We start from the raw sequence: 23,199 nt of genomic DNA, 5'->3' as shown, positions 1-23,199 counted from the left end.
GGCGGCTATTCCTCGATTCCTCGTCCGCTGGCGGTGGATACGTCGATCTGGCCGGTGACGGCGGCGGTGATCAGGGCTTGGCGACGCTCAGCGAGAACTTCTTTTTGGCGTTCGAGTTTTTCGCTCAGACTCCTCGTCAAACTCTGGGTCCTGGCAATTTCTCGAACCAAGTTTTTCCGCTCCTGTGAATCAGACGGCCAAGTCAGGGAAAAATTGCCCAGGTCTTCCATGCCGAGCGTTGGCTGGGCCGTGTCTGTGCTCGTCGCGAGTCGAGCCTGCTCGTGAAAGGAACTCGTACCTAGCCAGGCTTTGACGAGTTGGACTTCTACATCTGGCATAAAACGCATCGAACACACGGCTCGCGCGATGTTCGCTCCAGTCAAACTGGAGGGGGCAATCGCTGCACGTCCGAGCGTTCCCACGACGCTCATCAGCAGATCACCGGGCTGGATGACGCTCCTGGCGTATTGCGCTGACAATTCGCTCGAAATGTTACGCAAACCCTCGGCCCGCCCCTCCAAGTCAAGGAGGTCGTTTACTCGGATGAACGGGACGCCTTCGTCCGTGAATACCGGAACTAGGACGCCGTAGCGGGGGCGCACAGAAAATAGATACTTGAGTCGCGTCGGAGCGCCGGACCGGGCCTCTCGGAATGTAAGGTCCAGCATTGCTCGATCGCGATCCGAGAGTAGCTTCAGCTGCACAGACCGGTATGCGTCCAGACTGTCGATGCGGGAGGCCTCGACGTCGAGGAAGTCGGCGATGCGGCGCTGCTCCTCCAGTGGCGGTGCTACAGGTAGTAGTACCTGGTAGGCGGACTCCCTGGATAGCCCAGGAACGCCAACGTCTTGCGATACTCCACGTAGATCCACTGCTTGGAGCGCGTAATAGAGCCAGCGGAGATCTGCGGATGTGCATGTCTCGTCGATATAATAAGCAGTGTCGATGGCAAATCCGCCTCCGGGAATCCAATGAATGGAGCCGTAGCTCCCCTTTCGGCCGATGACGATTCCCGGAGCCCGGAAATTACGGGAGCTGTGAGTTCCAGAAGCGCCCCCTGACCCCACGACCGCGTACTCGCCCTCGACTCGAATGTCCGCAGCGAGCGCGTCCCCATACGCCAGGCGAGTAATACGCTTCAATGGGAGACGGCCAGTCATTCCGTCACCTTACTCAGTAGTGCCTGAATCTCGGCCTCCAGTGCCTTCAACTCCCCGTCGATCTCCGCCAATGGCCTCGGCGGCTTATACACATAGAAATGCCGCGTAAACGGAATCTCGTACCCGATCTTCGTCTTCCCATGGTCGATCCACGCATCCGGCACATGCGGCAGCACCTCCCGCCCCAAGTACTCCTCAACGTCCTCCTCCAGCGGCACGTTCTCGTAATCCCGCAAATCCGGATCCGGCTCAGGTTCCCCCTTGACGCGCTGGACCTCACCCTCCGGGTCCCGGACGCCGACCACCTCCCGCAGTGCCTTGCCGAACGGCGCTCCCGTCGGCCACAACAGCCCGGCCGCCACGATCGCGTCCTTGAGGTCGATCCACGCGTCGGACTTTGTCGTCCAGGACTTGCCGACCAGCGGGCGCAGCGCCGCTGCGAACGCCTCGGCATCCGTGGCCCGTGTGATCGGCTTGGACGCGATCAGCGTCGCCAGCGTTTCCTCCGTCACCTCGAAGCGGAGCTTCAACGGTCGCTCCACGGTGATCCGGCGATACCCGAAGTCCTCGTTGCGGAAGACCTTGATCTTCCCGGCTCGGTCGGCCAGGTCGTGGCCGCCGCCCTTCTTCGCCGCCTCGGCGACCGCCAGTGCTTCCGTATAGAGCCGCGTGATCTCGGAGATGTGCTGCTCGCCCAGTTCCTTGCGCTTGTCGCCGAGGGACTTCCGCATCTTGCGCCAGTAGTCGCGCGCGTCCAGCAGGACGACCTTCCCGCGCCGGTCCCGGGCCTTGCGGTTGCTGAGTACCCAGAAGTACGTGGAGATGCCGGTGTTGTAGAAGAGCTGGTCGGGCAGGGCCACGATGCCCTCCAGCCAGTCGTTTTCCAGAATCCACTGCCTGATCCTGGACTCACCGGACTCAGCTGCACCCGAGAAGAGAGGGGAGCCGTTGAAGACGATCGCGATGCGGCTGCCGCCCGCCCCCGACGCGTCCACCGGCTTCATCTTGGAGATCATGTGCTGGAGGAAGAGCAACGAGCCGTCGTTGATACGCGGCAGACCGGCCCCGAATCGCCCACTCTCACCGAGGCGGTCGTGTTCTTCCTCGACCGCGTCCTTGACCTTCTTCCACTCCACGCCGAACGGCGGGTTGGCCAGCAGATAGTCGAAGGTGGCGCCGGTGTGGCCGTCGTCGCTGAACGAGTTGCCGAACTTGATGTTCTCCGGGTCCTGGCCCTTGATCATCATGTCCGACCGGCAGATGGCCCAGGACTCGGGGTTGAGTTCCTGGCCGAAGACCTTGACCGTGGCGTCCTCATTGTGAGCTGTGATGTGCTCCTCGGCCGCGCTCAGCATGCCGCCGGTCCCGCAGGCCGGGTCCATGACCGTACGCACCGTGCCCGGCAGGGCCAGCGCGTCGCTGTCCGGTGCGACAAGCAGGTTGACCATCAGCCGGATGACTTCCCGGGGCGTGAAGTGCTCACCGGCTGTCTCGTTGGACTGTTCGGCGAAGCGCCGGATCAGCTCCTCGAAGGTGTAGCCCATCTGGTGGTTGGAGACGATCTCGACCGGATTGCCGTCCTCGTCGAATACGACATCGCCGTCGGTGTCCCTCTCCACCGGCCGAAGGTCGAGATCAGCGAACCGTCCGACCACCTGGTACAGCAGATCCGCCGCGTCCAGCCGCTTGATCTGCTGGGCGAACTCGTACCGCTCCAGGACCTCCCTGGCGTTGGGGGAGAAGGCGCCGTAGTACTCGTTGAGGTACTTCGCCGCGTGCGACGCGTCTCCCGCGATGGCCTTCAGCGTGTAGCTGCTGGTGTTGTAGAAGCTGTGACCGGACGCCTTGCGCAAGAAGCGGTCGGGGTTGATGTCCTGGTTCTCGTAGCGGGCGGCGACCTCCAGGACCTTGTCCTTGGTCGGGGCGAGGACACACTCCAGGCGCCGCAGCACCGTGAACGGAAGGATCACCTTGCCGTAGTCGGACTGCTTGTAGTCACCTCGCAGGAGGTCGGCGACCGACCACGCGTGGTTCGCCAGTTCCGTGTGCTTACTGCTGTTCAACGGAGTCCTTCCGGTGTTCGCCGTCCCAGCGGGACGAAGACGTCAAGTCTGGCCGTTCGTGGTGCCGGGCCGCGCGTTTCACGCCGATCCGTGACCGTCGGGCAACAGCGCGCCGCCGGTCAGGCCGGTGCCGAGGAGACGGGTGACGTCCTCGGCGGCCTCGTCGGCGCGGCGGGCGGCGGTACGCAGCTCGTGCAGGCGGCTGAACGCGGCGCCGTAGCGCTGCTGCTCGGCGAGGGGGAGCAGGGGGACACGGAGTCGTCGTGGGTCCACCCGGACGATGGAGGTGCCGGTGGCCGCGGCGTTGACGTTCTGCTCCGCCGCGAGGAACCCGGCCAGGAACCAGGGGTCCAGTCGGCGCCGGTCCGGGCGGAAGAGCAGGAGATGGGGCCCGAGGAAGGTGCCCGCCTCGCTCGGCTCGGCGACCCGGGCCACGGGGGCCCGCCCCGTATGGAGGAGCTCGGTGAGAAGCACATCATCTGCCTGGATCAGCGGAAGGGCGATGCCCGTGGGGAGGTCCGCTTCCGTTCCGGAGGCGGGTCGGTTCTCCAGGACGTCGGTGGCCGTGAGCGTCGGTCGTCCGCCGGATTCGGGCTCGGGCTGGGGTAGCGGTGGGCCGCTGCGGGTCCGGCGGGCCGCGGGCGCGGTGCGCAGCACATTGAGCGCGCCGCCCCGTAGAAGGTCCGCGACCGTTGCCGTACGCCAGTCGCGGGGACGGTCGTCGGCCGGTGGCCAGTCGCCTTTGGCGCTGAGGCTGGTGAGATCTTTTGCGGACTGGTGGAGTTGGCCGTACAGCTCCGCTGCCTCCCGGGCCAGCAGGGCGGGGCGCAGAGCTTGCCGGGGAGCTGTTCGGATGTGGCGGGCCGGGGTCAGGTCCACGGCTTCGTTGAGGAGGTCGGTTACCGGCACGGCGCCGGCGATGCCCGGTGCTCCGGTGAAGCCATCCTGGTCGGCGAGGTACGGCCGCCACGCCGAGAGCACGGTGTCGTCGAGGGAGGGCCAGTCGAGATCCCGGGACTCGGAAGCGGCGGCATCGACGAGCAAGACCGTACCCGGCGCTTCAGCCTGCGGATCGGGCCGTTCGAGTATCCACAGATGCAGGCCGATGTGGAGCGGGGTGGCCGAGCCCTGGGGAAGCGAGACGACGGCGCGAAGCGCTCCGTCGCGTACGAGCTGCGCCCGGATACGGCGGCCGGCGGTGCGCTCCGCGACGGCGGGCGGCATGAGAAGAACGGCACGGCCCTTGGGCGGGAGGTGGGCCAGACAGTGCTGGACCCAGGCGAGTTCGGGCTCGCCCTTGGGCGGTACGCCGTAGGCCCAGCGCTGGTCGTACGCCAGATCCTCGTGCCCCCAGTCACGGACTCCGTACGGCGGGTTGCACAGGACGCCGTCCGCGGTGCGGCCCTTGAAGGCGTCGGCGCGCAAACTGTCTCCGGCCCGTACGGTGATCGCCGCTTCGGAGGTGCTCAGCCGGAGCCGCACGGCGGCCTGGGCGGCCTGGGCGACCAGGATGTCCTGGCCGAGCAGTTCGCTCGCCCCCGCGGAGGCCGCCGCGGCGAGCAGTGATCCGGTGCCGCACGCGGGGTCGAGAACGCTTGCGGGGAAGGCACCCGCGCCATCGGCGAGGAGCCGGGCCATGAGGTCGGCCAAGGGGCGCGGCGTGCGGTAGGTGCCGGTACTCCCGGTGTCCTCCAGCAGGCGTTCGGCCAGCACATCTGTTGCTGCCTCGGCGCCATCCATGACGACGTACCGCAGCAAGGTCCGTAGCGGCACGGTCGTGTCGGCGCTGTACGCGGCGGGGGCCTCCACTCCGGGGATGTCGTCGGCTCCGTCGTCCGCGGCCGAGCTGATCCATCGCAGCAGCGCGTCGTCACGCAGCTCGGGAAGGGCCTCGCGCTCGCTCCGGCCCAGCCGAACGGCCGCGAGCACCGCGGGGAGCAGGCGCAGGGCCAATGTGCCGTCGCCGGGGTGGCTGCGCAAGGCGGTGCGGAGTTCGTCCGCCGGGGTGTCCTCGGGAAGTTGGCCACGGGTGGCGAGCCAGGCGCGTACGGCGTTGAGGTCGTAGGTCGGGCTGGTGTCCGTGCCTCCCGACGGGGCGGGGAAGTCCGGATGCCGACGACGCCAGTTGCTCACCGTGGCGCGGGTGACCCCCGCCAGCCGGGAGATGTCGGCGGCGGTCACGAGGGCACTGGCCTGCTGCTTCATGGGCTCCTGCCGGTGGCGTAGGGCGGGCGGGCTGGGACGACCCCACTCTATACCGGCACCCCATCCCTGTGAAGTGTTTGACAGTGCTTTCAGTTGCCGCTGTACTGGAGATGCTTTCACTGGCTCCCGGCCTCCCCGGGACTCCCGGGCTCTTCCCTGCCCTCAACACCTCGGAATGGAGCGGCGCCATGGCACCCAGTACCTCCAAGCGCACCCTGTATCGGCTCACAGGTGTCGCTCCCACGGTCGATGCGATGTTCGACGTCCTCGACCCGGCTCGGCTCGAAGCCGTCGGTGCGGAACTGCACCTCCCGGAGGAGCGACTGGGGGTTCCGGCGCTGCTGGTCACCGGCAGCTTCGAGCAGCCGGTCGCCAGCTGGTGCGACGAGATCAACCGTACGACCGGGTGCGAGGTGTCGAGGCCGGTGAACCGGTCGGCCGGGCTGCTGATGCTCGCGGTCGACGGCGAGGTGTACGCCATCGGCTACGACCAGGGGTTCCGCCTGGTGCCCGACCGTGCCAAGGATCGGCGGTTCGGACTGAGTTTCGTGATCCGCAGGGTGGACCCCGCCCAGATCCGTGACCTGGTCTCGCATACGCCGGGTGGTGGACGGACCGACATCACCCTGGTGCCCGGCGGTGCCCCCGTCTGGAGCCTGGGTGTTCAGGAACACGCACAGATCGTGCGTCGGCTGGGCGGTCGGCTGGACGGGATGCAGCTCACCATCGGTCAGGACAGCCGCACGAAGGTCTCCAGCGTCGAGGGTGGCACCGGACTGCGGATGCGGCTCGGCGTCGATGCCGAGGACCTGGTCGCGGACATCCGGGCCATCGCCCACGTCCTCCGGGAACAGGTCCCGAGCCCGGAGCTGGAGTTCGTCGAGCACATTGTGCCCATCGCGGACGGCGACATCATCACTCGGCTGGAGGAGCGGCTCGACCACCTGCTGGGTGCGGAGCCCGACGGACGTATTGCGGTCGCCGTCCCCTCCGACCACTGGGACGAGTACGCCGCGGCCCAGACGTTCGCCACCAGGGTCAACCGCTCGGAGGCCACCTTCACCGACGACTTCAGCCTGGAGTACGTCCTCAACCGAGCACGCGTGCACAGGCCGGGCCGGCGTCTCGCCGCGCTCCGGGACGGCACTGTCACTCTCTACGCGCACACCCGGGCGGGCAGGGACGACGTCATCTGGACGTCGAACGTACTGCGGTGGATCGAAGCGGAGGTGGCGCTCGGCGCCCGCCGGTTCTTCCTGCTGGACGGGCAGTGGTACGAGATCGGCGAGGCATACCTGGAGGCGATCCGTTCGCAGGTGGGGCGGCTCATCACCCGCACGCCCTCGGTCGACCTTCCGGCCTGGGTGCTCGGTGACACGGAGCGGAGGTACAACGAGTCGGTGCCTGATGTACGGCCCGGGTACGTCTGCTTCGACCGCGACAATGTCCGGACCGCCTTGCACCGGGGAAACGGTGTGGAGATCTGTGACCTGTTGAGTCCGGAGAATGTTCTGGTCATGGTGAAGCGGGCCAAGGGATCCGACGCGCTGAGCCATCTGTTCGGTCAGGCCGTGGTCGCCGTTCAGACTCTGCTGCACTCGCCGGAGGCCATGGACGGGTTCGCCCGGAAGGTGGCCGCAGCAAGGCCCGGCCGGGCCTTGCCGGACGGCTTCCGGCCGTCGAAGGTCGTCTTCGCGATCATGCTGAAGAGCGGAACCGGCCTCACCGCCGACACTCTTTTCCCGTTCTCCCAGGTCACCCTCGTACAGACTGCAAAGATCCTTGAAGCCTGGGGCGTCGAAGTCGAGGTCGTCGGGATCCGGGCCACGATGGCGCCTCCGAGCCGGACGGGAATCCGCCACCTGGCCGCGTAGGGGTGGGGCTCGGGCCACGGGGGAGACAGAGCACGCAGAGGCCGTCAGGGTCCCGGCACTGCGTCTGCTGCCGACGGGCCGGGTGGAGTTGGTCGCGCGGGCCGGGACATTCGTTGCCCTTGCGGTCGGACGGTCGCCGTGTAGGCCGCCCGTCCCTGATCGGGGGCCCGGAGTTGCTCCAGCGATCGAGACCGGTGCGAAAGGAAAGCACTGGCCAGATGCAGCCGAAGGGTGACAGCATTCTCTTAACTGGCCCACAGCGGGCCCCAGTTGGGGGAAGATCTTGAGAAACGGGAAACAGAGGCGCGTTGCCTTACTGGCGCTGAGCGCGACGGCGCTGGCCATGTTGCCGTCCACCGCGATGGCGCAGACCAAGGGCAGCACCACGGACACACGCAGTGAGGGCGCGGCGGTCCGCACCGTTGACGCCGAGACCACCGAGGATTTCGCCGCCCTGGCGGATACCGTTCTGACCAGACGGACATCCGCTCTCGTCGAGGGCTCCCAGGCAACCCTCCTTGGCGCACAGGCGCTGCCACTGAAGGGTGAGGTGCACGTCGCCAGCGCCCTGGCGGGCGCGGAGAGTGAGGCGGCGGACATTCTGGGCGACCGCAAGGCACGGCTCGCCGACCTCGGGGAGGCGTACACGGCCGCCGACACGGAGGTCGAGGTCGACGAGGTCTCGGTGACCGGAGACCGTGCGACCGCGCAGGTCACCGAGACGACGATGCTCACGTACAAGCAGATCACCGGCGATGAGCCGCCGACCACAGGCTTCCAGGCGCGGCACGAACTGACGTTCGTCGCAGCCCTGGACGGCACGTGGGAGCTGACCGGCGTCACGCCCCTCGACGAAGGGGGACCGGCCGCGGTGAACTCCGCGGTGGACACCGCGGCGGACGGGGGCTCGCCCTCCACCGTCGCGCTGGAAGATCCGGTTGACGAGGGCGGCGAGCCCGAAGTCGACGGGCCCGCCCCCGAGGAAACGCCGGCCGGCCCGAATCAGCCCAGCATTCCCGCGGTGACCAAGGTCACCCCTCAGGCGGGCTACAACTACGGCGAGATGGCGAAGTACGCCGAGAAGTACTGGAAGAACTACAACCCCAGTTACCGCAAATTCAGTGATGTCGGCGGCGACTGCACCAACTTCATCAGCCAGGCCCTGCGCGCGGGCGGCTGGAAGAACGACAGCGGTTGGTACAAGAGCTACAAGAACTGGTGGTACAACTCCTCGAACCAGACGACATCCTGGGTCAACGTCAATTACTGGGCGTCCTTCGCCCTGCACAGCGACCGTGCCTACAACCTGGACAACGTCTACAAGCTGGGCATCGGGGACATCCTCCAGATGGACTTCACCGGTAACCGGTCCAAAGACCACTCCATGATCACCACGTACAAGAGTGGTGGGGTTCCATACCTCACTTACCATTCGACGAACACTTACCGGAAGTCGGTGAGGAGCATTGTGGCGCAGTATCCGAATGCGACGTATTACGCCTTCCGGACCTGATACGCGTTTTCGTCACCTGCGGCGGCGTCGTACAGGGTTGCTCATCGCGGTTCTCTGCACTGTGCTGGTCGGTGCGTGCAGTGGCGGGGGCGGCACCGAGGCGAAGTCTCCCGACCTGGCCGACCAGGACCGGTTCCTGCGCGAGTACGTGGACTTCCTCAACGAGTCCGACGAGAGCGGACTGGCGGGGCTGCTCGATGCCCACCCTGAGGGGGACGAGGACGCCCGCGCGCGGATCGCGGCCTACGGGGGACAGGAATGGGATGTCCACTGGAGCCGTGCCTCGGAGTTCGAGGGAGTGTGGACGGTTGACCTGACCGGCACCGCGCACACCGAGAACCGGCCCGTCCGCGTCACCGAGACGGTCGCCTGGGAGGACGGGAACTGGGTCATGGCCCCGATGCCCGGCGTCGCACCGACCCCGTCGAACGCCGCTGGGACCCAACCACCGGGGTGAGTTCACTGACGGCGGGCCGATGCCCGTCGGAAGACGGGAGGTCCACGCGGTCCTGAGAGGGGCCGTGTGGACCTTCGTCGTTCATGGCGCCCAGGACTTGGTGTCCGACGGCTGCCACGTCGCCCGGACCAGCGCCCGTTCCGTGCCCGCGAGGTAGACCGCCGCTGCCAGCCAGGCGCGTGCGTACGCGTCCGGGTCGGGTTCCTCGGTGCGGCCGAAGACGTCACGGCCGCGCCGGTCCGCCTCCGTGGTCAGCTCTGTCAGCAGGTCCGCTGCCGTGCGGAAGCCGACCTGGCGCAGGGCCGCGGCGGTCCCGGCGCGGTCGCCGTCGCGGGCCGGCTGGGCGACGGCTCGGCGGCCACCCGACACGGCGACCTCGATCAGTCGGCGCAGCCGCCACAGCGGGGCCTCCGCCACCGGGTCCGGGGGGAGGTGAGGGAGTCCGGCCGTTTCCGGCAGGGCTTCGGTGGGTGGCAGATGGGCGCCTTCGAGGCGGTCGTAGCCCAGGTCGGCATGGCCCAGCCACTCCTCCGGTAGGCGCAGGGTCGTTGAGCTGTCCTCGTCCGGCAGCGGGCCGACGGCCAAGGGGCGGAGCGTGGCGGCGCGGTCCGGATCCGGGCGGCCGACGACCCGCAGCCGTAGCCCGGGACGGGACGCCAGACGGCGAAGGTTCGCGGTGTGCGCCAGGTCGGGGTGGCCGTGGGCCGGGAGCAGCCGGATCAGCAGGCCGTCCCGGTCCGCCCTGCCGTCCCGGTCCACCCCGCCGTCCCGGTCCGCTCCGCCAGGCCGCAGCTCCCGTGCGAGTACGTGGTCGTTGAACCCTCCCACGATGACCAGATCGCAGCCGACCAGGTCACCGGTCTGCTGTCGCGCCTGGTCGGGGTCGCTCACCGGCGCGGTCCCGGGCCCGTCGCCCACGGCCTCGGACAGAGGTCGCGCGAACAGGGCTGCCAAGGCGCCCGAGGTCCAGGACCGGCCCGCGACCGGCGTCGCCCGGACTCCCTTGCCCGCTCCGAGACGGCCGTCCGACGACAGGGTCGCCCCCGAGATCAGCAGCCCACCGCGTGAGAGCCGGGCGTGATCGAGACTGCCCGAGCCGAGCGCGACCGTGGCCGTCGCGGCACCGCGCGCCCGAGCGGAACCGCCCGGTTTGACGTCCGAGACCGTGAACCAGCGTCCGTCGTCGGAGATGACATGCGTGACCACCCCGCCGTACCCGGTGGCCGAGATCACCGGCTCCCGGCACACCCCGTGGACCCGCAACGCGCCTTCCGGGCGGTAGGCGCGGCGGACCGACCCGATCCACGCCGGGTCCGGGTTCGGCTCCGTCGCGGTCAACCGGGCGGTGGTCAGGAGGAGTTCACGCAGGTTGTCGACCAGGTCGGCCAGCCGGTGGCCGTCATGGCGGGAGCGGACGCCCCGCAGTCCCCGCACCACACGCAGAGCCGCAGCCTCCGCGCGGTGCAGCCCGGCGAGTCGCGCCGAGTGCGAGGCCCGCAGCAACTCCGCCTGCGCGACCGCACCCGCCGCGGGCACCCCGGCGGCCAGCGCCGCCACCGCGGCGGCCCACAGGTCGCGTGCGGCGGCCAGTTGCGTTTTCGTCAGCTCCGTACGGGGTTCCGTACGGGGTTCCGTACGGGGTTCTGTCTGGGGTTCTGTCCGCGATGAAGTGGCGGTGGCACCCGGCCCCGGCACGGCGGCGACCAAGGCGTCTGTCGTCCCGGTCTCGGTCCCAGTCCCAGTCCCGGTCCCGGCCCTAGTCCCGGTCGCCGGGTCCGACGGGTCCGACACGGCCTCCCCGTCGGGCACCGTGTCCGCGCCGAGGTCGGCCACCGCATCCACGTCCGCCACCGGACACGCGCTCAGCACCGCCGCACGATGCAAGCACCTCGGCGCCAGCAAGCAACTGCACACCGCCTGCCCGGCGTCCGTGACCGCTCCGGAGGGGCCGGGGGTGAGGACCACCTCCGCGTCCGCACCGCACCGCACCCGCCGCTCGGCGCCCTCCACGACGACAGGGACGGCCGCGTACGTCTCCACGGTGGCGTCCAGCTTCTTGCGCAGCCGCGAGGTCAGGTCCGCCACCGCGGCAGCGGTCACCTCGGGTGCGGCCGGGGGCAGTTCGGGGCTCGACGGGGGGTTCATCACGTCGCTCGTCGGGTCACTCATCGGGACTCTCCGCGGAGGCGATCGCCCACCCAGCGGGCAAGGGCGAGAGGACTGAGGGCGGCGACGGGCATACCGGCCGCCACCAACTGCTGGGCGACGGGCACGGAGTAGCGTGGGCTGCCGCTGTCGTCCAGCGCGGCGCAGCCCATCAGGTGCACCCCCGAACCCGCGAGGGCCCGTACCTCGCCGAGCAGCCCGCCGAGCGGGTAGCCCTCCTCGAAGTCGCTCACCACCACCACGAGGGTCCGGCTCGGCACCGTCACCAGGGAGCGGGCATGCGCCAGACCGGCCGCGATATGGGTGCCGCCGCCCACGCGCACCTCCAGCAACAGGGACAACGGGTCGTCGACCCGGTCCGTCAGATCGATCACGTCCGTCGAGAACGCCAGGAAATGCGTGCTGAGCGTGGGCACGCCGCCCAGCACGGCCGCGGTCAGCGCCGACCAGATCACGGAAGCCTCCATGGACCCGGACACGTCCACCACCAGGATCAGCCGCCAGTCCGCCTCCTTGCGCGAACGCGTGCTGAACACCGGCCGTTCCGGAACCACCAGGGTGCTGCCGTCGGCCCTTCTGCGCGCGTGGGCGAGGTTGGCCCGCAGGGTGCGCGGGAGGTCGATCCGGCCTCCCGGGCGGCGGGTCGGGCGAGGGGTGGCGAGACCGGTCAGCGCCGGACGCATCCTGGTGGCCAGCTCCTTGGCCAGTTCGTCCACCAGCCGACGTACCAGCGGACGCAGCCGGGCAAGCTGCTGCTCCGGCATCCCGCCCGCCAGCGACAGCACGGACGTCAGCAGATCGACGGACGGACGTACCGCCGCGGGGTCGAGTTCGGCCAGTACGTCGCTGCGTCCCTGGTCGGCGGCGCGCGCCAGGACCTCCTCGCGCACCTCCGCGCCGAACAGCGCCTGGAGTTCCTCCGCCCACTCGCGCGCGGTCGGGAAGGAGGCGTCCTGTCCGCCGCCGCGACCGCCTTCCCTGCCCAGGTCCGAGGAGCCCTCCCCGCGACCCATGCCGTACAGCTCGTCGAGCGCGTGCGCGTAACGGCGAGCGTCCGTGGGGAGCCGGTCGTGTTCCCTGCCGAGGAGCAGCCGCCACCGGTCCGTCGCCGACAGACGTGGTACGTCGTCGGATGGCCCGTCCGCGACGGACCCGCGCGGCGATGCCGTGGAGGTGGCGTCGGCAGCCTCAGGGGTACGGGTCTCAGGGACCGATGTCTCGGGGACCGGTGTCTCAGGGACCGATGTCTCAGGGACCGGTCTGTCAGAGCCAGGTGCCTCTGGGGCAGTCGTCTCCGGGGCAGCTGCCCCTGGGGCACGTGTCCCGGTGAGCCGGTGCGGCCGTGACGTCGGCCGCAGAAACTCCGCCGCCGAACGGCCTGCCTCATCCGCCGCCGTCCACAGCGCCAGCAACTGCGGCGAGGCGCCCAGCGCGAGGTCCAGACGGTCGCCCAGTCGTTCCGTCACGGTGTGCAGCAGCCGGTCGCGGCCTGCCGGGGTGAGCGTGTCGAAGCCACCGCGCAGGGCCGGCAGCCGGTCCAGGAAACCCCGGTCGTCGAGCGAGTCGATCCGGTCGAGCAGCGGATCGAGGGCGGTCGGCGCCGACTGGAGCAGCGGCGCGGCCCCGGTCAGCAGCCCGGTGAGCCGGCGGGCCAGCGCGCGCCGCGCGTCGGGCCCGGTGGCCGTGTCGATCCAGCCGGCGGCCCTGGCGCCGAGCGTCTCGGCGTCCTCCAGGTCGAACAGGACCCGGCAGGCGAGAGCGGCGCCCTGGATCAGAGGGGACGCGGAGTCCGCGAGGTGGGCCAGGGCCTCGTCCATCCGCAGCCCCAGGCGCAGTTCACCGGCGCGCGCGGCCAGGGCGACCAGCGCCGCCGCCTCCTCCGGGTCGTCGCTGCCCGCCAGCCCCGGCAGGGACCGTACGGCCGACTCCAGAAGGTCGGCGGCGAGCGCACCCGCCGTCTGCCTGCCCTCGGGCGTCGTGCCGGGCAGATGTCCCCGGCGCAGCGCCTCCAGCAGATCCAGTCCGGTGAGGATCTCGGGGATCGTCGCGGACGCGGGCAGCACCTCGGCGGCCTCGGCCAGCCGCTGGGCGACCAGCGCGGGCAGATCGCAGCGCGCGGCGTCCCGCAGCCCCGCGAGGACGAGGGCGCAGGTGGGGCCGCCGTCCGCCGACTCCCGGCGGAAGGTCTCCCGCAGTGTGCCCTCCGCCGCCAGCGCGGCGGTCACACCGCGCACCCCGGCCAGGTCCAGCCGGACCGGCACAGCGGGGATCCACGACAGCCGCCACCGTGCGGAGAGCGCGGCGGCGTCGCCCGTACCGGCCACCGCCACCGGCTCGCCGTACCCCACCCCGCACACCTCCAGCCGTCGCAGGAGGATCTCGCGGCGGTGGTCGAGGGCCGAACGCAGCGGGTCCAGACGCAGCTGGCGCGGCGCCGGATCGTCGGGGCCGGGCAGCCGCAGGGCGGCGAGTTCGGCCTCGACGGACGGGCCGAGCCCGGAGCGCGGGGTGCCCGGCGCGACCCGGCCGCGGTCGGTGCCGACCAGGACCACCTCCAGGGCCCGCGCCAGCGCCCGGCCCCGGCCGAGCGGCTCGCCCTGACCCAGTACCGCCGTGAGGGCTTCGAGGACCTCACCGCGCCCGGGGGCGGGGAGCCCGCGCAACCGGGCCAGGTCGCAGGCCACGCGCAGCGTCTCACCCGCCTCGCCCGTCCCCGCCGTGTGCCCGGCCGCCCGCAGCTCCCGGCACACCTGCGTGATCGCCCCGGCCGCGGCGTCGTGCAGCAGACCGGGATCGCCCCCGGCGCCGAACACCGCCTGCTGCCAGCGCGGATCGCGGATCCCGGCGGGGTAACCGGACCGGGAGTCCAGCAGATCGAACGCGTACGGGACCAGGGACGTGACCACGGGAGAGGGGTCCCCCGGGAGGACCGGTCCGTTCGATGCCGTACGCCGGGCCGCCACGCTCCCGCCCGACGGCACCCCCCGCACGGTCGCGTCGTCGGCCGACGGCTGCTCCCGCCCGGCCGTCCCGTCGGCCAGCGCCGGGGCGTGGAAGGCGCCGATCACCGCCGCGACCCGGCGTCCACCCGCCGCCGCGAGGGCGATCGTGTCCCGCATGTGCGCCTCGCGCGCCAGGTCGACTGCGGACACCCCGCCGGACGACACGGCGTCCTGACGCAACGCCCAGCCGACACCCAGCGCGGCCCGGCGCAGCGCCTCGGGAGCACAGCCCGGGGCACGCACCTCCACGTTGCGGTCCCACAGGTCGTCCCCGTCACGGCCGGTCCCGGCGGCGGTGAGCGCCTGCGCGAAGGAGGTGGACACGGGCCGACCGACGGACGGCCCGGCGACCGTCCCGCGAGGGTCCCCGTCCGTCCCGCGAGGGTCCCCGGCGGCCCCCCGCGCGTCTCCGTCTGCCTCGCGAGGATTCCCGTCCGTCTGGCGGGGGCCCCTGTCGGTCCCGCGCAGGTCCCCGTCCGTCCCGCGCGGCTCTTCGTCCGCCCCGCGAGCATCCTCGGCCGCAGCCGGTTCCCCGCCGCCCCAGCGCGGGTCGGACATCGGCAGATCGCAGCAGACGACGTCCACACCCCGCTCCCGCGCCCAGCGGACCGCGGCGAGTTCGGGAGAGAAGTCGGCGAACGGGTAGAACCCGAGCCGCCCGCGCTCCCCGGCGCCCGCGAGCGCGACCGGCGCGAGGGTGCCGGGCGCGCCGAGGTGAGCGAGCCACGGCTGGAAGTCGGTCGGCAACTCCACGCACACCACGTCGGCCCCGGCCGCGTCCAGCAGCGCGGGCACGGCCGCGGCGAGCGCGGGGCTGTGATGCCGTACGCCCAACAGGTACGGCACCACGGACCCGGCGAGGGCATCGAGCGCCGGCCTCGGGTCCTGTGCGGGCGTCACCTTCGAGTCCGGTACGGGCATCACCTGCGGGTTCTGGGCGGGCGCCGCCTGCCGGTCCTGTGCGGGTGTCGCCTGCGCGTTTTGGACGGGCGCCACCCGCTGGTTCTGGATGGGTGTCACGCACGGGTCCTGTCGGGGCATCACCTGCGGGTTCTGGGCGGGTGCCACCGTCGAGTCCGGTACGGGCGTCACCCGCAGGTTCCGTACGGGCGTCACCTGCGGGTCTTGGGCGGGCGCCGCCTTCGAGTCCCGTACGGGCGTCACCCGCGGGTACTGGTCGGCCACCCCGCGCCGATCCTGGCCGGCCACCACCCCCCGATCCCGGCCAGGCATCCCCTTCGCGTTCTCAGCCAGCGTCACCGAAGGTTCTCCCGCAGATCCCACAGGCGGCGCCAGGTCGCCGAACCGTCCTCCGCGCGGCGGCGCACCGGCCCGTCCCAGTAACCCAGCAGGCGCGCGTGGTCGCTGGGATCGTCCTTCCGCACGACTCCCAGGAGATGACCGGGGACCAGGTCGAGAGAGTCCCCGGCGGGCAGATACGCGGCGGACACGCCGAGGGAGACGGCGACCTGCACCGCCTCCGCCGTGGACATCACCGTGCCGGGACGCTCCACGTCCCAGCCCTCGGCCGAGCGCCCGGCCCGCAGGTCCCGGAAGACGGTCACCAGGACGTCGAGCACCGCGTCGTCGACGTCGAAGGCCGCGCCCGCCCGCTCGACGGCCGCGACGGCCTGCCGCTTGACGAGCGCGGTCTCGGCCTCGACGTCCGCGATCGGGTGCACCGTCTCGAAGTTGAACCGGCGCTTGAGCGCGGCGGACATCTCCGACACACCGCGGTCACGCAGGTTGGCCGTGGCGATGACCGTGAACCCGGGAGCGGCGGCCACCTGAGCCTCGTCCGTGCCGGACAGTTCGGGCACGCTCATCCGGCGGTCGGAGAGGATCGATACGAGCGCGTCCTGCACCTCGGGCAGACAGCGGGTGATCTCCTCGACGCGCGCCACCCGTCCGGAGCGCATCGCGCTGAGGACCGGCGAGTCCACCAGGGCCTGGGGAGTGGGTCCCTGGGCCAGGAGCAGGGCGTAGTTCCAGCCGTAGCGCAGGGCGTCCTCGGTGGTGCCCGCGGTGCCCTGCACGGTCAGTGCGCTGGTGCCGCAGACGGCCGCCGACAGCAGCTCCGAGAGCATCGACTTGGCCGTACCCGGCTCACCCACCAGCAGCAGGCCGCGTTCTCCGGCGAGCGTGACCACACACCGTTCCACCAGCGCGCGTTCGCCGACGAACTTCGGGGCTATGACGAGCCGGCCGGGCAGCGTCTCGTGAGGCTTGGACAGCTTGAGGGGATCGCCTGCGCTGCCGCAGACGAAGGTGATGACGGCTCGGGGCGTCAGCAGCCAGCCGGGTGGACGGGGGCCTTCGTCGTGGGCGGCGAGGAAGGCGAGTTCGGTGGCGTACCGCTCTTCGGCGGGCAGTGTCTGCCGGGGCGGAAGGGCCGTCGCCGTATCGATCGGGGGCATGGATGTCCTTGCTGGGTAGGTCTGGTAGGGGTCGAAGATCCGGTGACCGTCGACGAGCGGGGGAATCGGGAGGCGGCAGGGGACAGGGGACAGGGGGGCCGGTGGCAGGGGCCGGGAGAGGCCGGAGGCACCCCAGGGGAGTCCGGTGAGGGAGCCGGGGGGGGACAGGAGTACCGGTGGTATCCGGCCCCCGGCCACTCCCTCCCCCCGGGGCCACTCCCTCCCCCCCCCGCGTCATTCGCTGACGCGGCGCCCCACCTCGGTCAGCGCCGCCGCCCCCGCCGCACCTTCAGCTCCTCGAACCGGGGCGCGCCGCCGTCGAGGACCCGCTGCCAGGCTCTGCGATACAGGTCGGCGACCGGTTCCGTCGGCACGATCACGTCGAACGAGGCGTGTTCGCCGTGGACCACGTCGAACAGCGGCAGCTTCCAGCGCTCCAGCGGGACCCGGGGCGCCGACTGCTCGACCCAGCCGCCGGGCAGGAAGAGGGAACGGCCCGCCCTGGTCCGGGTGGCCTCGACCACGAGATCGGTGGCGGCCAGTTCGGCCCGGGCCGCCTTGAGCCGGGCCGGCTTCCAGCCCGTCCACCGGGCGGTGAACCGGTCGGTCGGGTCGGGCAGGGCGAGCAGCATCAGATACAGCGTGGCCGCGTCCTCGCCGAGGCCGTACTCCTTGGCCGCCTCGGTGACCAGGTCGGGCACGGAGCGGCCCGGGTCCTGCGGCCACCAGGTGCCCGTCTTGTCGCGGTCGCCCACGACCGGCTCCCCGGGGTCGGCGAGAAGGGCCGCGAAACGGGGGTCGCGCACCATCCGCAGGGCGACCTCGGCCGGGTAGGGGTGGTCGTCGACGCGCGTGGCGGGCAGGTGGGGGTCCTGGCCGGCCTCGTCGAGGAGATCGACGCGGATTCCCGGGGCGGGCTGGTCGTCATGGGTGGCGAGGACGACGGCGCCGTAGCGCTCGAATCCCGGGCCGGTCTCGGTGGGCGCACCCGCCGCTTTGCGGAACGCGGGGAGGCTGATGTAGCGGCCGAGGTCGAGCATGAGGCCGGGGGCCGCCAGCCGAGCGCGTACGGCGCTGAGCGCGGGCGGCAGCGCGGCGCGGATCGGGTCGCCCGCAGGCAGCCGGTGGGCGAGCCAGGCCATGAGTGCCACCGTGCCGACCAGGGTCTCCACGGTGAACCCGGCCCCTTCGTCGCCCACCGGCCGCACCCGGTCGCCGTTGACCTCCCAGCGCAGATCCCGGCTGAGCTGCGGGGCACCCGCCGGGTCCAGCAGCGCGGGCAGGGCTTCCCGTACGGTCCACGCCGAGTGCTTGAGGGTGCGGACGGCGTCGCCGAGCAGCTCCTCGGGCAGGGCGGGACGCCTGCCGAGCCGGGCGTTCCAGACGGCGGCAGCGGCGGCCACGTCCGGGCCCTCGGTCCACAGCCGGGCCGGATCGGCGGGCAGCAGGGCGGCCACCACCTCGGCGCGCACGGCGCTGTCGATGCCGCGCAGTTCGTCCTTGGCGACCGCCGCGGGAGCGGCCTTCACGCCGATGGCGTTACGGGCCTCGGTGGTGAGGAAGGTCCGCTCGTAGGCGTCGACTCCCGGCAGCCCGGCGACGACGAGCCGGGCCATCGTCTCGGTGATGCCGGTCAGGCGGGCGAACTCCTCGGCGGCCCCGGGGAACCACGGCGCGGGACCACGCTCGGCGAGCGCGCCCAGGAACTCCCCGAGCCAGACCCGGTCTCCGACCCGGTGTCCGACCAGGCGTCCGCCCTCGCCGATCGGACCGCCCTCGCCGCCCTGACTGCCCTCGTCGCCCTGGCCGATCGGCTCGCAGGACAGCACCTTGTAGGGCTCCGGCACGGCGAACCGGCCGGCCGGGTCGTGGAAGAGCCCGGCGAAGTCGCAGCCGTCGTCGCTCAGGGACCCGTGTCCGGTCACCGCGATGAAGGCGCCGTCCGCCAGCGGCAGCAGACCTTCCCAGGAGCCCTCCCGACCCTCGCCCGAGGCGATACGCAGCAGGTGCGCGTCCAGGTGCAGGGTCACCCGGCGCCACCGGCCGGACTCCGCCGACCCGTCGCCCATCCCCAACCGGTCGAATCCGGCCAGGAGCTGCCGCAGCACCTCGCGGTGCTCGTCGGTGGTGGTGCCGGCGGCGGCCCGGTAGGCGAGAGCCGGCGTCCGGTCGATCAGGGTGGGCAGCTCCGGCTGTCCGGTGGGCAGTTCGGGTCCGTCGAGGTGGAGCCGCCCGGCGAGCGGGTCCGCCTCGGCACCGTCGGCCTCGGCGGCACGGGTCAGCACGCGCAGCGCGCGGAAGACGGTGTCGGCCTGGTCGTCGCCGCCCCACCAGTGGCCGCGCCACGCACCGAGACCGCTCATCGCGTCCCGCAGCACACGGTCCGCCGGACCGGCCGGGCCCTCGTCCACCGGGCCGCCCTCCAGGGCCCGGGTCAGCCGGGTCGCCGCCGCGTCCAGGACGCCCTGCTGGGCCGCCGCGTAACGCACGACCCCGGCGATGCCCTTGAGCAGGGCGGGGTGGGTCACGGCCAGCAGGGTGCGGATCGCGCCGGGCAGCGCCTCGGCGTCCTGGTCGGCGGCGGCCACCAGCAGGGCGGCGGCGGTGTCGCGGTCGATGCGCCGCAGCCCCGCCGAGCCCGCCGGGTCGCGCGGGGTCAGGCACTCCCAGTACTGCACCGGCGGCAGCAGGAGCGTGCCCTCGCCGAAGGAGCCCGCCGTGCGGTCGGTCTTCGCCCAGGCGGTGACGACACCCTCCGCGTCCACGAGGTCGAGCTGCCAGCTGTTGCGCACCACCGCAGTGGGCCGCTCGGCGCCGGGGAACATCACCAGCGTGTACGGCCGCCCGGCCTGGGCCGGGAGCGTGAGCGTGTGCCCGGCGAGATCCTCGACACGCGTGGAACCGTCCGGGAGCGTCACCCTGCGCAGGCCGACGAGCCCCTGCACGGGCGCGGAGGCGGGGGCGGCACCGGTCGTGGGGGAGGGACGCAGCCGCCCGCCCGCGAAGCTGCTGCCCTCGGGGGCGTCCCGCAGCGCGTCGGCGAGGAAGGCGGGCCGGCTCATCCGGCCACGGACGCCGGTGGCCGGGTCGTACTCGTACCAGCCGTGCGCCTCGCGGTCCGTGGAGTCCGCGTGCCACACCCAGTACGAGGAGCCGTCGAAGAGCAGCCGGTGCTCCTCGGGCACGGTGGTGTCGCCCGCGTGCAGGACACCCCCGCCGGTGGTCCGGCCGCCGCCGGGCAGCGGCAGGGTGATCGGGAAGTCTCCCCGGTACCAGTCCATCTCGGTGCCGCGGGTGGTGTGCGGCCCCTCCAGCGTCTCGACGCGGTCGGCCCGGCTGTGCCAGTACCCGCGCATGCCGCCGTTGCCGCTGTTCCAGTAGACGAGGAGTTCGCCGTCCACGTGGTGGAAGCCCGGGTCGCCGTGGCGGTTGCCGGCGGGGATGCGCAGGTCATGGGTGAGCACGGTGCCCTCGGCGCCGATCACCCGGGCCTGGGCCGCGCCGGCGACCACGAGGTGGGGCCAGGCGTCGGCGACGATCAGATCCTCCACCTGGGTCTTCGGTACGAGGCCGGCCACCGCCTCCTCCCAGGCGGGCCAGCCGAGTTCGTCGAAGAGACCGGCCCGCAGGGTGCGTACGAGCACGGGGGCGAGGTCGGTGGCGACGGCCTCGCGCACCTCGTCCTCGGCGAGCGCCAGCGCCTCGGAGGGCAGCCACTTCAGCCGGTCCAGCGCGTCGGGCAGCTGGGGCAGACCGACCGCCGTGAACCGCTTGACGACCCCCGCGATCCACCGGGCCAGCAGCGGACGGCAGCCGGGAGACGCGGCCAGCAGACGGATGGCCGACAGCGCGTCGTCGTGTTGGCCGAACCGGTCGGCGCCCTTCAGGAAGGCGGAGTGGAAGCGGGCGTCGGCGCCCAGGAACACCAACTCCCGCTGTCCCTCTCCCTGTGCCCACTGCGTCAGCGGCAGGGCGTCGTCGCGCTCCGGGGCGGCCACCGGGACGTCCAGGGACAGCAGCAGGTCGATCAGATCGATGTCGTGCGTGACCCGCAACGCGCCGCCGGACGCGCGCAGTTCGGCCCGCAGCCGGTCCACGGTCCGCTCCACCAGCGGATACAGCTCGGGCATCCGGGTCGAGCCGCGCCAGGAGCGCGCCCGCTCGCGGAAGGTCAGGAAGCGCCCCAGCCAGCCCGCCGTGCCGTCCCGGGGCCGCTCCTCCTCAGGCAGCGAGGCGTCCCACAGCCCCGCCGTGGCGCCGGAGTCCTCCAGCACCTTGAGCCACAGCGCGGGCATCTCGTCGTCATGGCCCGCCGGGACCATGTCCAGCAGGACGCCCCGCACCCGCCGCTCCCGGGCGGCCAGCGCCACCAGCGCGGCCCGGTGGCCCTTCCACCAGCCGGCCGCGGCCCGCAGGGTGGCCGGCAGACCGAGCAGCTCGGACAGATACTCCTGCTCGGCGAGGTCGGCGTCCTGCCCCGCCGCGCGGGCCAGCTTGCGCAGATCGCCCGCCATCTGCGCGGACGGCGGCAGACCGCCCGCCGTGCGGCGCAGACACAGCCGGGTGAAGCGCCGCAGCGCCTCCTCGGCCGGTACCCGCGCGGCCAGCTCCCGGCCGTACGCGGACAGCACCTTCACCGGCAGCGCGCCCGCCAGGGCGAATTCGAGGAACACCGCGTCGAGCCGGTCCTCCTCGATGTCCAGCCCGTGCTCCGCCTCGGCCTTGCGGGCCCGGGTGAACAACTGGGCCGCGTACGTGGCGTTCTCCTCGGCGAGGAAGACCCGCCCGGCCTGCTCGTAGAACGTGGGCAGGAAGTGCGGGACGGAGGCCGCCAGCCGCGCGCCCAGCTCCCCATAGGCGTCCATGGCGGCCTTGGGCCGGGACTTCGCCTGCCGGGCCGCCCGCTCCAGATCCGGTACGACGCCCAGCGCGTGGTGCCCGTCCGCGGGGTGGTGCACCAGCACCCACTCCGGGAAGCCCAGCGACTGGCGCAGCCCCAGACCCACCACGGCCGGTTCGCCGTCCTGCTCCAGGCCGAGGAAACCGGCGGCGAGATCCTCCGCCGCGCCCAGCTCACCGGCCACCAGCCGCACCACCACCCGGTCGTCGAGCCCCGGGTGGCGGTACCTGCGCGCCGTCAGCGGAACCGCCCGCTCACCCGCGTCCCGCGTGCCCGGCGGCAGCACCGCGCCCGCCGCGAGCATGTCCTCGTACGACACCTGCGTCCCCTGCGTCCCCACCTGCGTCCCCCCGCTCATGCGTTCTTGCCCTCCTCGATGTCACGCCCGGCGTACAGCGCCGCCGCCATCCGCATCCCCTCCGACCAGGCCACCGCGCCCACCTCGCGCAGTGCCAGAGCCCGCCCGTCCTGGCCCTGCCAGGTGAGTCCACCGGTCTCCACGGAGTCCCCCCAGTACGGCTCCCCGATCCACACGGAGGCCTCGACGGTGCGTCCGCCGTCCCGCACCCGGGCCGTGGCGTAGCCGCCCGAGACGCGGTAGCCCAGGGAGCTGGCGCGCGCGGCGAGGGCGAAGCGCGAGCGGAAGGAGCCGCCGGCGAACTCACGTATCTCGGTGGCCTTGGGGTCGAGATCGCCGGGCCGCTGCCAGGTCGCCCGGTGGATCTGCTCGACACGCTGGACGATGCCCAGCTCCGCCGCGAACTCCCGGATGTCGTCGAGGTCGGGCAGCAGCACCGGGTGCGCCAGGGTCACCGTGCGCGGGGACAGCCGTACCGTCTCGCCGTCGAGGTTCACCACCCGCAGCTCGCCGTCCTCGGTGGTGCCCCGGAGGAAGCCGACCTCGTCGGGGTCGTCGCCGACCACGGCCAGATCACGCAGGGCCGACTGCCAGGCCTCGTCCGGCCACACCCGGGCCAGCAGGCCGGTGGGCACGGGCAGCGACGACACCATCCAGGCGTCCACCTGCGCGACGCATCCCGCGGCATGCCGATCCAGCCATTCCGCGAACCGCCGCAGCCGGTCCACCTCGGGGTGGTCCTTGAGCGCACGCGGCAGGGATTTCAACCGCCGCCCCGCCGCCCGCCCCGAGGTGGCCCGCGCCGCCACCCGCCCCTCCACCAGGGCGACTTCGTACCCGTCACCCGCCGACAGCCAACCCACGATCCCCGCCTCACGCATCAAGCCAGCAAGAAGAAAGCACAGTTCAGCCGGGAGTCCCCGACACCGGTGCGACAACAATCACAACGTTAGCGGCGCCCACTGACAACGAGCGGCGAAGCGGCGCACGGACCAGGGGAAGCGACGGGCGTGAGCGATGCCAAGGAGCCCTCTGGCACGCTCGTTCACCCCCACAGGCCGAGGCCGACGGCCCTGCGCGCCGG

General features: G+C 71.9%; 11 protein-coding genes. 3 read left to right on the top strand and 8 right to left on the bottom strand.

Annotation, left to right across the window (positions count from 1 at the left end; translation table 11 throughout):
* Positions 1 to 5: 5 nt before the first annotated feature.
* The 3 genes from ACFXAZ_RS23130 to ACFXAZ_RS23120 all read right to left on the bottom strand — a co-directional run bounded on the left by ACFXAZ_RS23130 (position 6) and on the right by ACFXAZ_RS23120 (position 5,428).
* Complete coding sequence (locus tag ACFXAZ_RS23130; protein WP_384594338.1) at positions 6 to 1,160, bottom strand: restriction endonuclease subunit S; 1,155 nt, start codon at positions 1,158 to 1,160, stop codon at positions 6 to 8.
* Positions 1,157 to 3,223 (bottom strand): N-6 DNA methylase, encoded by a 2,067-nt coding sequence (locus ACFXAZ_RS23125; protein ID WP_384594335.1) that lies wholly within the window; start codon positions 3,221 to 3,223, stop codon positions 1,157 to 1,159. Before ACFXAZ_RS23125 ends, ACFXAZ_RS23130 begins: the two co-directional genes overlap by 4 nt.
* 78 nt (positions 3,224 to 3,301) lie before the next feature.
* The gene (locus tag ACFXAZ_RS23120) at positions 3,302 to 5,428 is read right to left on the bottom strand and encodes an N-6 DNA methylase (protein WP_384594332.1); all 2,127 of its coding nucleotides are present in this window, start codon (positions 5,426 to 5,428) and stop codon (positions 3,302 to 3,304) included.
* Positions 5,429 to 5,616: 188 nt separating this feature from the next.
* Here ACFXAZ_RS23120 and ACFXAZ_RS23115 point away from each other — a divergent pair, with 188 nt between their 5' ends.
* The 3 genes from ACFXAZ_RS23115 (at position 5,617) to ACFXAZ_RS23105 (ending at position 9,272) form a co-directional block, all read left to right on the top strand.
* On the top strand, positions 5,617 to 7,302 hold the full coding sequence (locus ACFXAZ_RS23115) for a TIGR04141 family sporadically distributed protein (RefSeq protein WP_384594329.1): 1,686 nt from the start codon (positions 5,617 to 5,619) through the stop codon (positions 7,300 to 7,302).
* Between the two features lie 361 nt (positions 7,303 to 7,663).
* Entirely contained in the window at positions 7,664 to 8,815 is a 1,152-nt protein-coding gene (locus ACFXAZ_RS23110) for an amidase domain-containing protein (protein ID WP_384594326.1), read from the top strand.
* A gap of 37 nt (positions 8,816 to 8,852) precedes the next feature.
* Positions 8,853 to 9,272, top strand: coding sequence for a hypothetical protein (locus tag ACFXAZ_RS23105; RefSeq protein WP_384594323.1), 420 nt, complete (start codon positions 8,853 to 8,855; stop codon positions 9,270 to 9,272).
* A gap of 81 nt (positions 9,273 to 9,353) precedes the next feature.
* On the opposite strand, the gene ACFXAZ_RS23100 is transcribed toward ACFXAZ_RS23105, so the two are convergent.
* The 5 genes from ACFXAZ_RS23100 to ACFXAZ_RS23080 all read right to left on the bottom strand — a co-directional run bounded on the left by ACFXAZ_RS23100 (position 9,354) and on the right by ACFXAZ_RS23080 (position 22,978).
* Complete coding sequence (locus tag ACFXAZ_RS23100) at positions 9,354 to 11,441, bottom strand: hypothetical protein (protein ID WP_384594320.1); 2,088 nt, start codon at positions 11,439 to 11,441, stop codon at positions 9,354 to 9,356.
* The gene (locus ACFXAZ_RS23095; RefSeq protein ID WP_384594394.1) at positions 11,438 to 15,361 is read right to left on the bottom strand and encodes a DUF5682 family protein; all 3,924 of its coding nucleotides are present in this window, start codon (positions 15,359 to 15,361) and stop codon (positions 11,438 to 11,440) included. Before ACFXAZ_RS23095 ends, ACFXAZ_RS23100 begins: the two co-directional genes overlap by 4 nt.
* 335 nt (positions 15,362 to 15,696) lie before the next feature.
* Positions 15,697 to 16,857, bottom strand: coding sequence for an AAA family ATPase (locus ACFXAZ_RS23090; RefSeq protein ID WP_384594317.1), 1,161 nt, complete (start codon positions 16,855 to 16,857; stop codon positions 15,697 to 15,699).
* Positions 16,858 to 17,120: 263 nt separating this feature from the next.
* Positions 17,121 to 22,115, bottom strand: coding sequence for a DNA-binding protein (locus ACFXAZ_RS23085; RefSeq protein WP_384594314.1), 4,995 nt, complete (start codon positions 22,113 to 22,115; stop codon positions 17,121 to 17,123).
* Positions 22,112 to 22,978 carry a DUF4132 domain-containing protein gene (locus ACFXAZ_RS23080; RefSeq protein WP_384594311.1) on the bottom strand — a complete coding sequence of 289 codons (867 nt, stop codon included), beginning with the start codon at positions 22,976 to 22,978 and terminating at the stop codon, positions 22,112 to 22,114. The genes ACFXAZ_RS23085 and ACFXAZ_RS23080 overlap by 4 nt, the downstream gene beginning before the upstream one ends.
* Positions 22,979 to 23,199: the final 221 nt, after the last annotated feature.

It is taken from the genome of Streptomyces sp. NPDC059477, from assembly GCF_042749375.1.
Lineage (GTDB): Bacteria > Actinomycetota > Actinomycetes > Streptomycetales > Streptomycetaceae > Streptomyces.
Note: the sequence above shows the minus strand (reverse complement) of the source record. Positions and strands in the feature narration are given on the sequence as shown.

Excerpts from the sequence above, each read along its gene's own strand:
- ACFXAZ_RS23100 (WP_384594320.1), bottom strand. The coding sequence starts at position 11,441 with ATGAGTGACCCGACGAGCGACGTGATGAACCCCCCGTCGAGCCCCGAA.
- ACFXAZ_RS23130 (WP_384594338.1), bottom strand. The coding sequence starts at position 1,160 with ATGACTGGCCGTCTCCCATTGAAGCGTATTACTCGCCTGGCGTATGGG.
- ACFXAZ_RS23090 (WP_384594317.1), bottom strand. The coding sequence starts at position 16,857 with ATGCCCCCGATCGATACGGCGACGGCCCTTCCGCCCCGGCAGACACTG.
- ACFXAZ_RS23115 (WP_384594329.1), top strand. The coding sequence starts at position 5,617 with ATGGCACCCAGTACCTCCAAGCGCACCCTGTATCGGCTCACAGGTGTC.
- ACFXAZ_RS23120 (WP_384594332.1), bottom strand. The coding sequence starts at position 5,428 with ATGAAGCAGCAGGCCAGTGCCCTCGTGACCGCCGCCGACATCTCCCGG.
- ACFXAZ_RS23110 (WP_384594326.1), top strand. The coding sequence starts at position 7,664 with ATGGCGCAGACCAAGGGCAGCACCACGGACACACGCAGTGAGGGCGCG.
- ACFXAZ_RS23085 (WP_384594314.1), bottom strand. The coding sequence starts at position 22,115 with ATGAGCGGGGGGACGCAGGTGGGGACGCAGGGGACGCAGGTGTCGTAC.
- ACFXAZ_RS23095 (WP_384594394.1), bottom strand. The coding sequence starts at position 15,361 with ATGCCCGTACCGGACTCGAAGGTGACGCCCGCACAGGACCCGAGGCCG.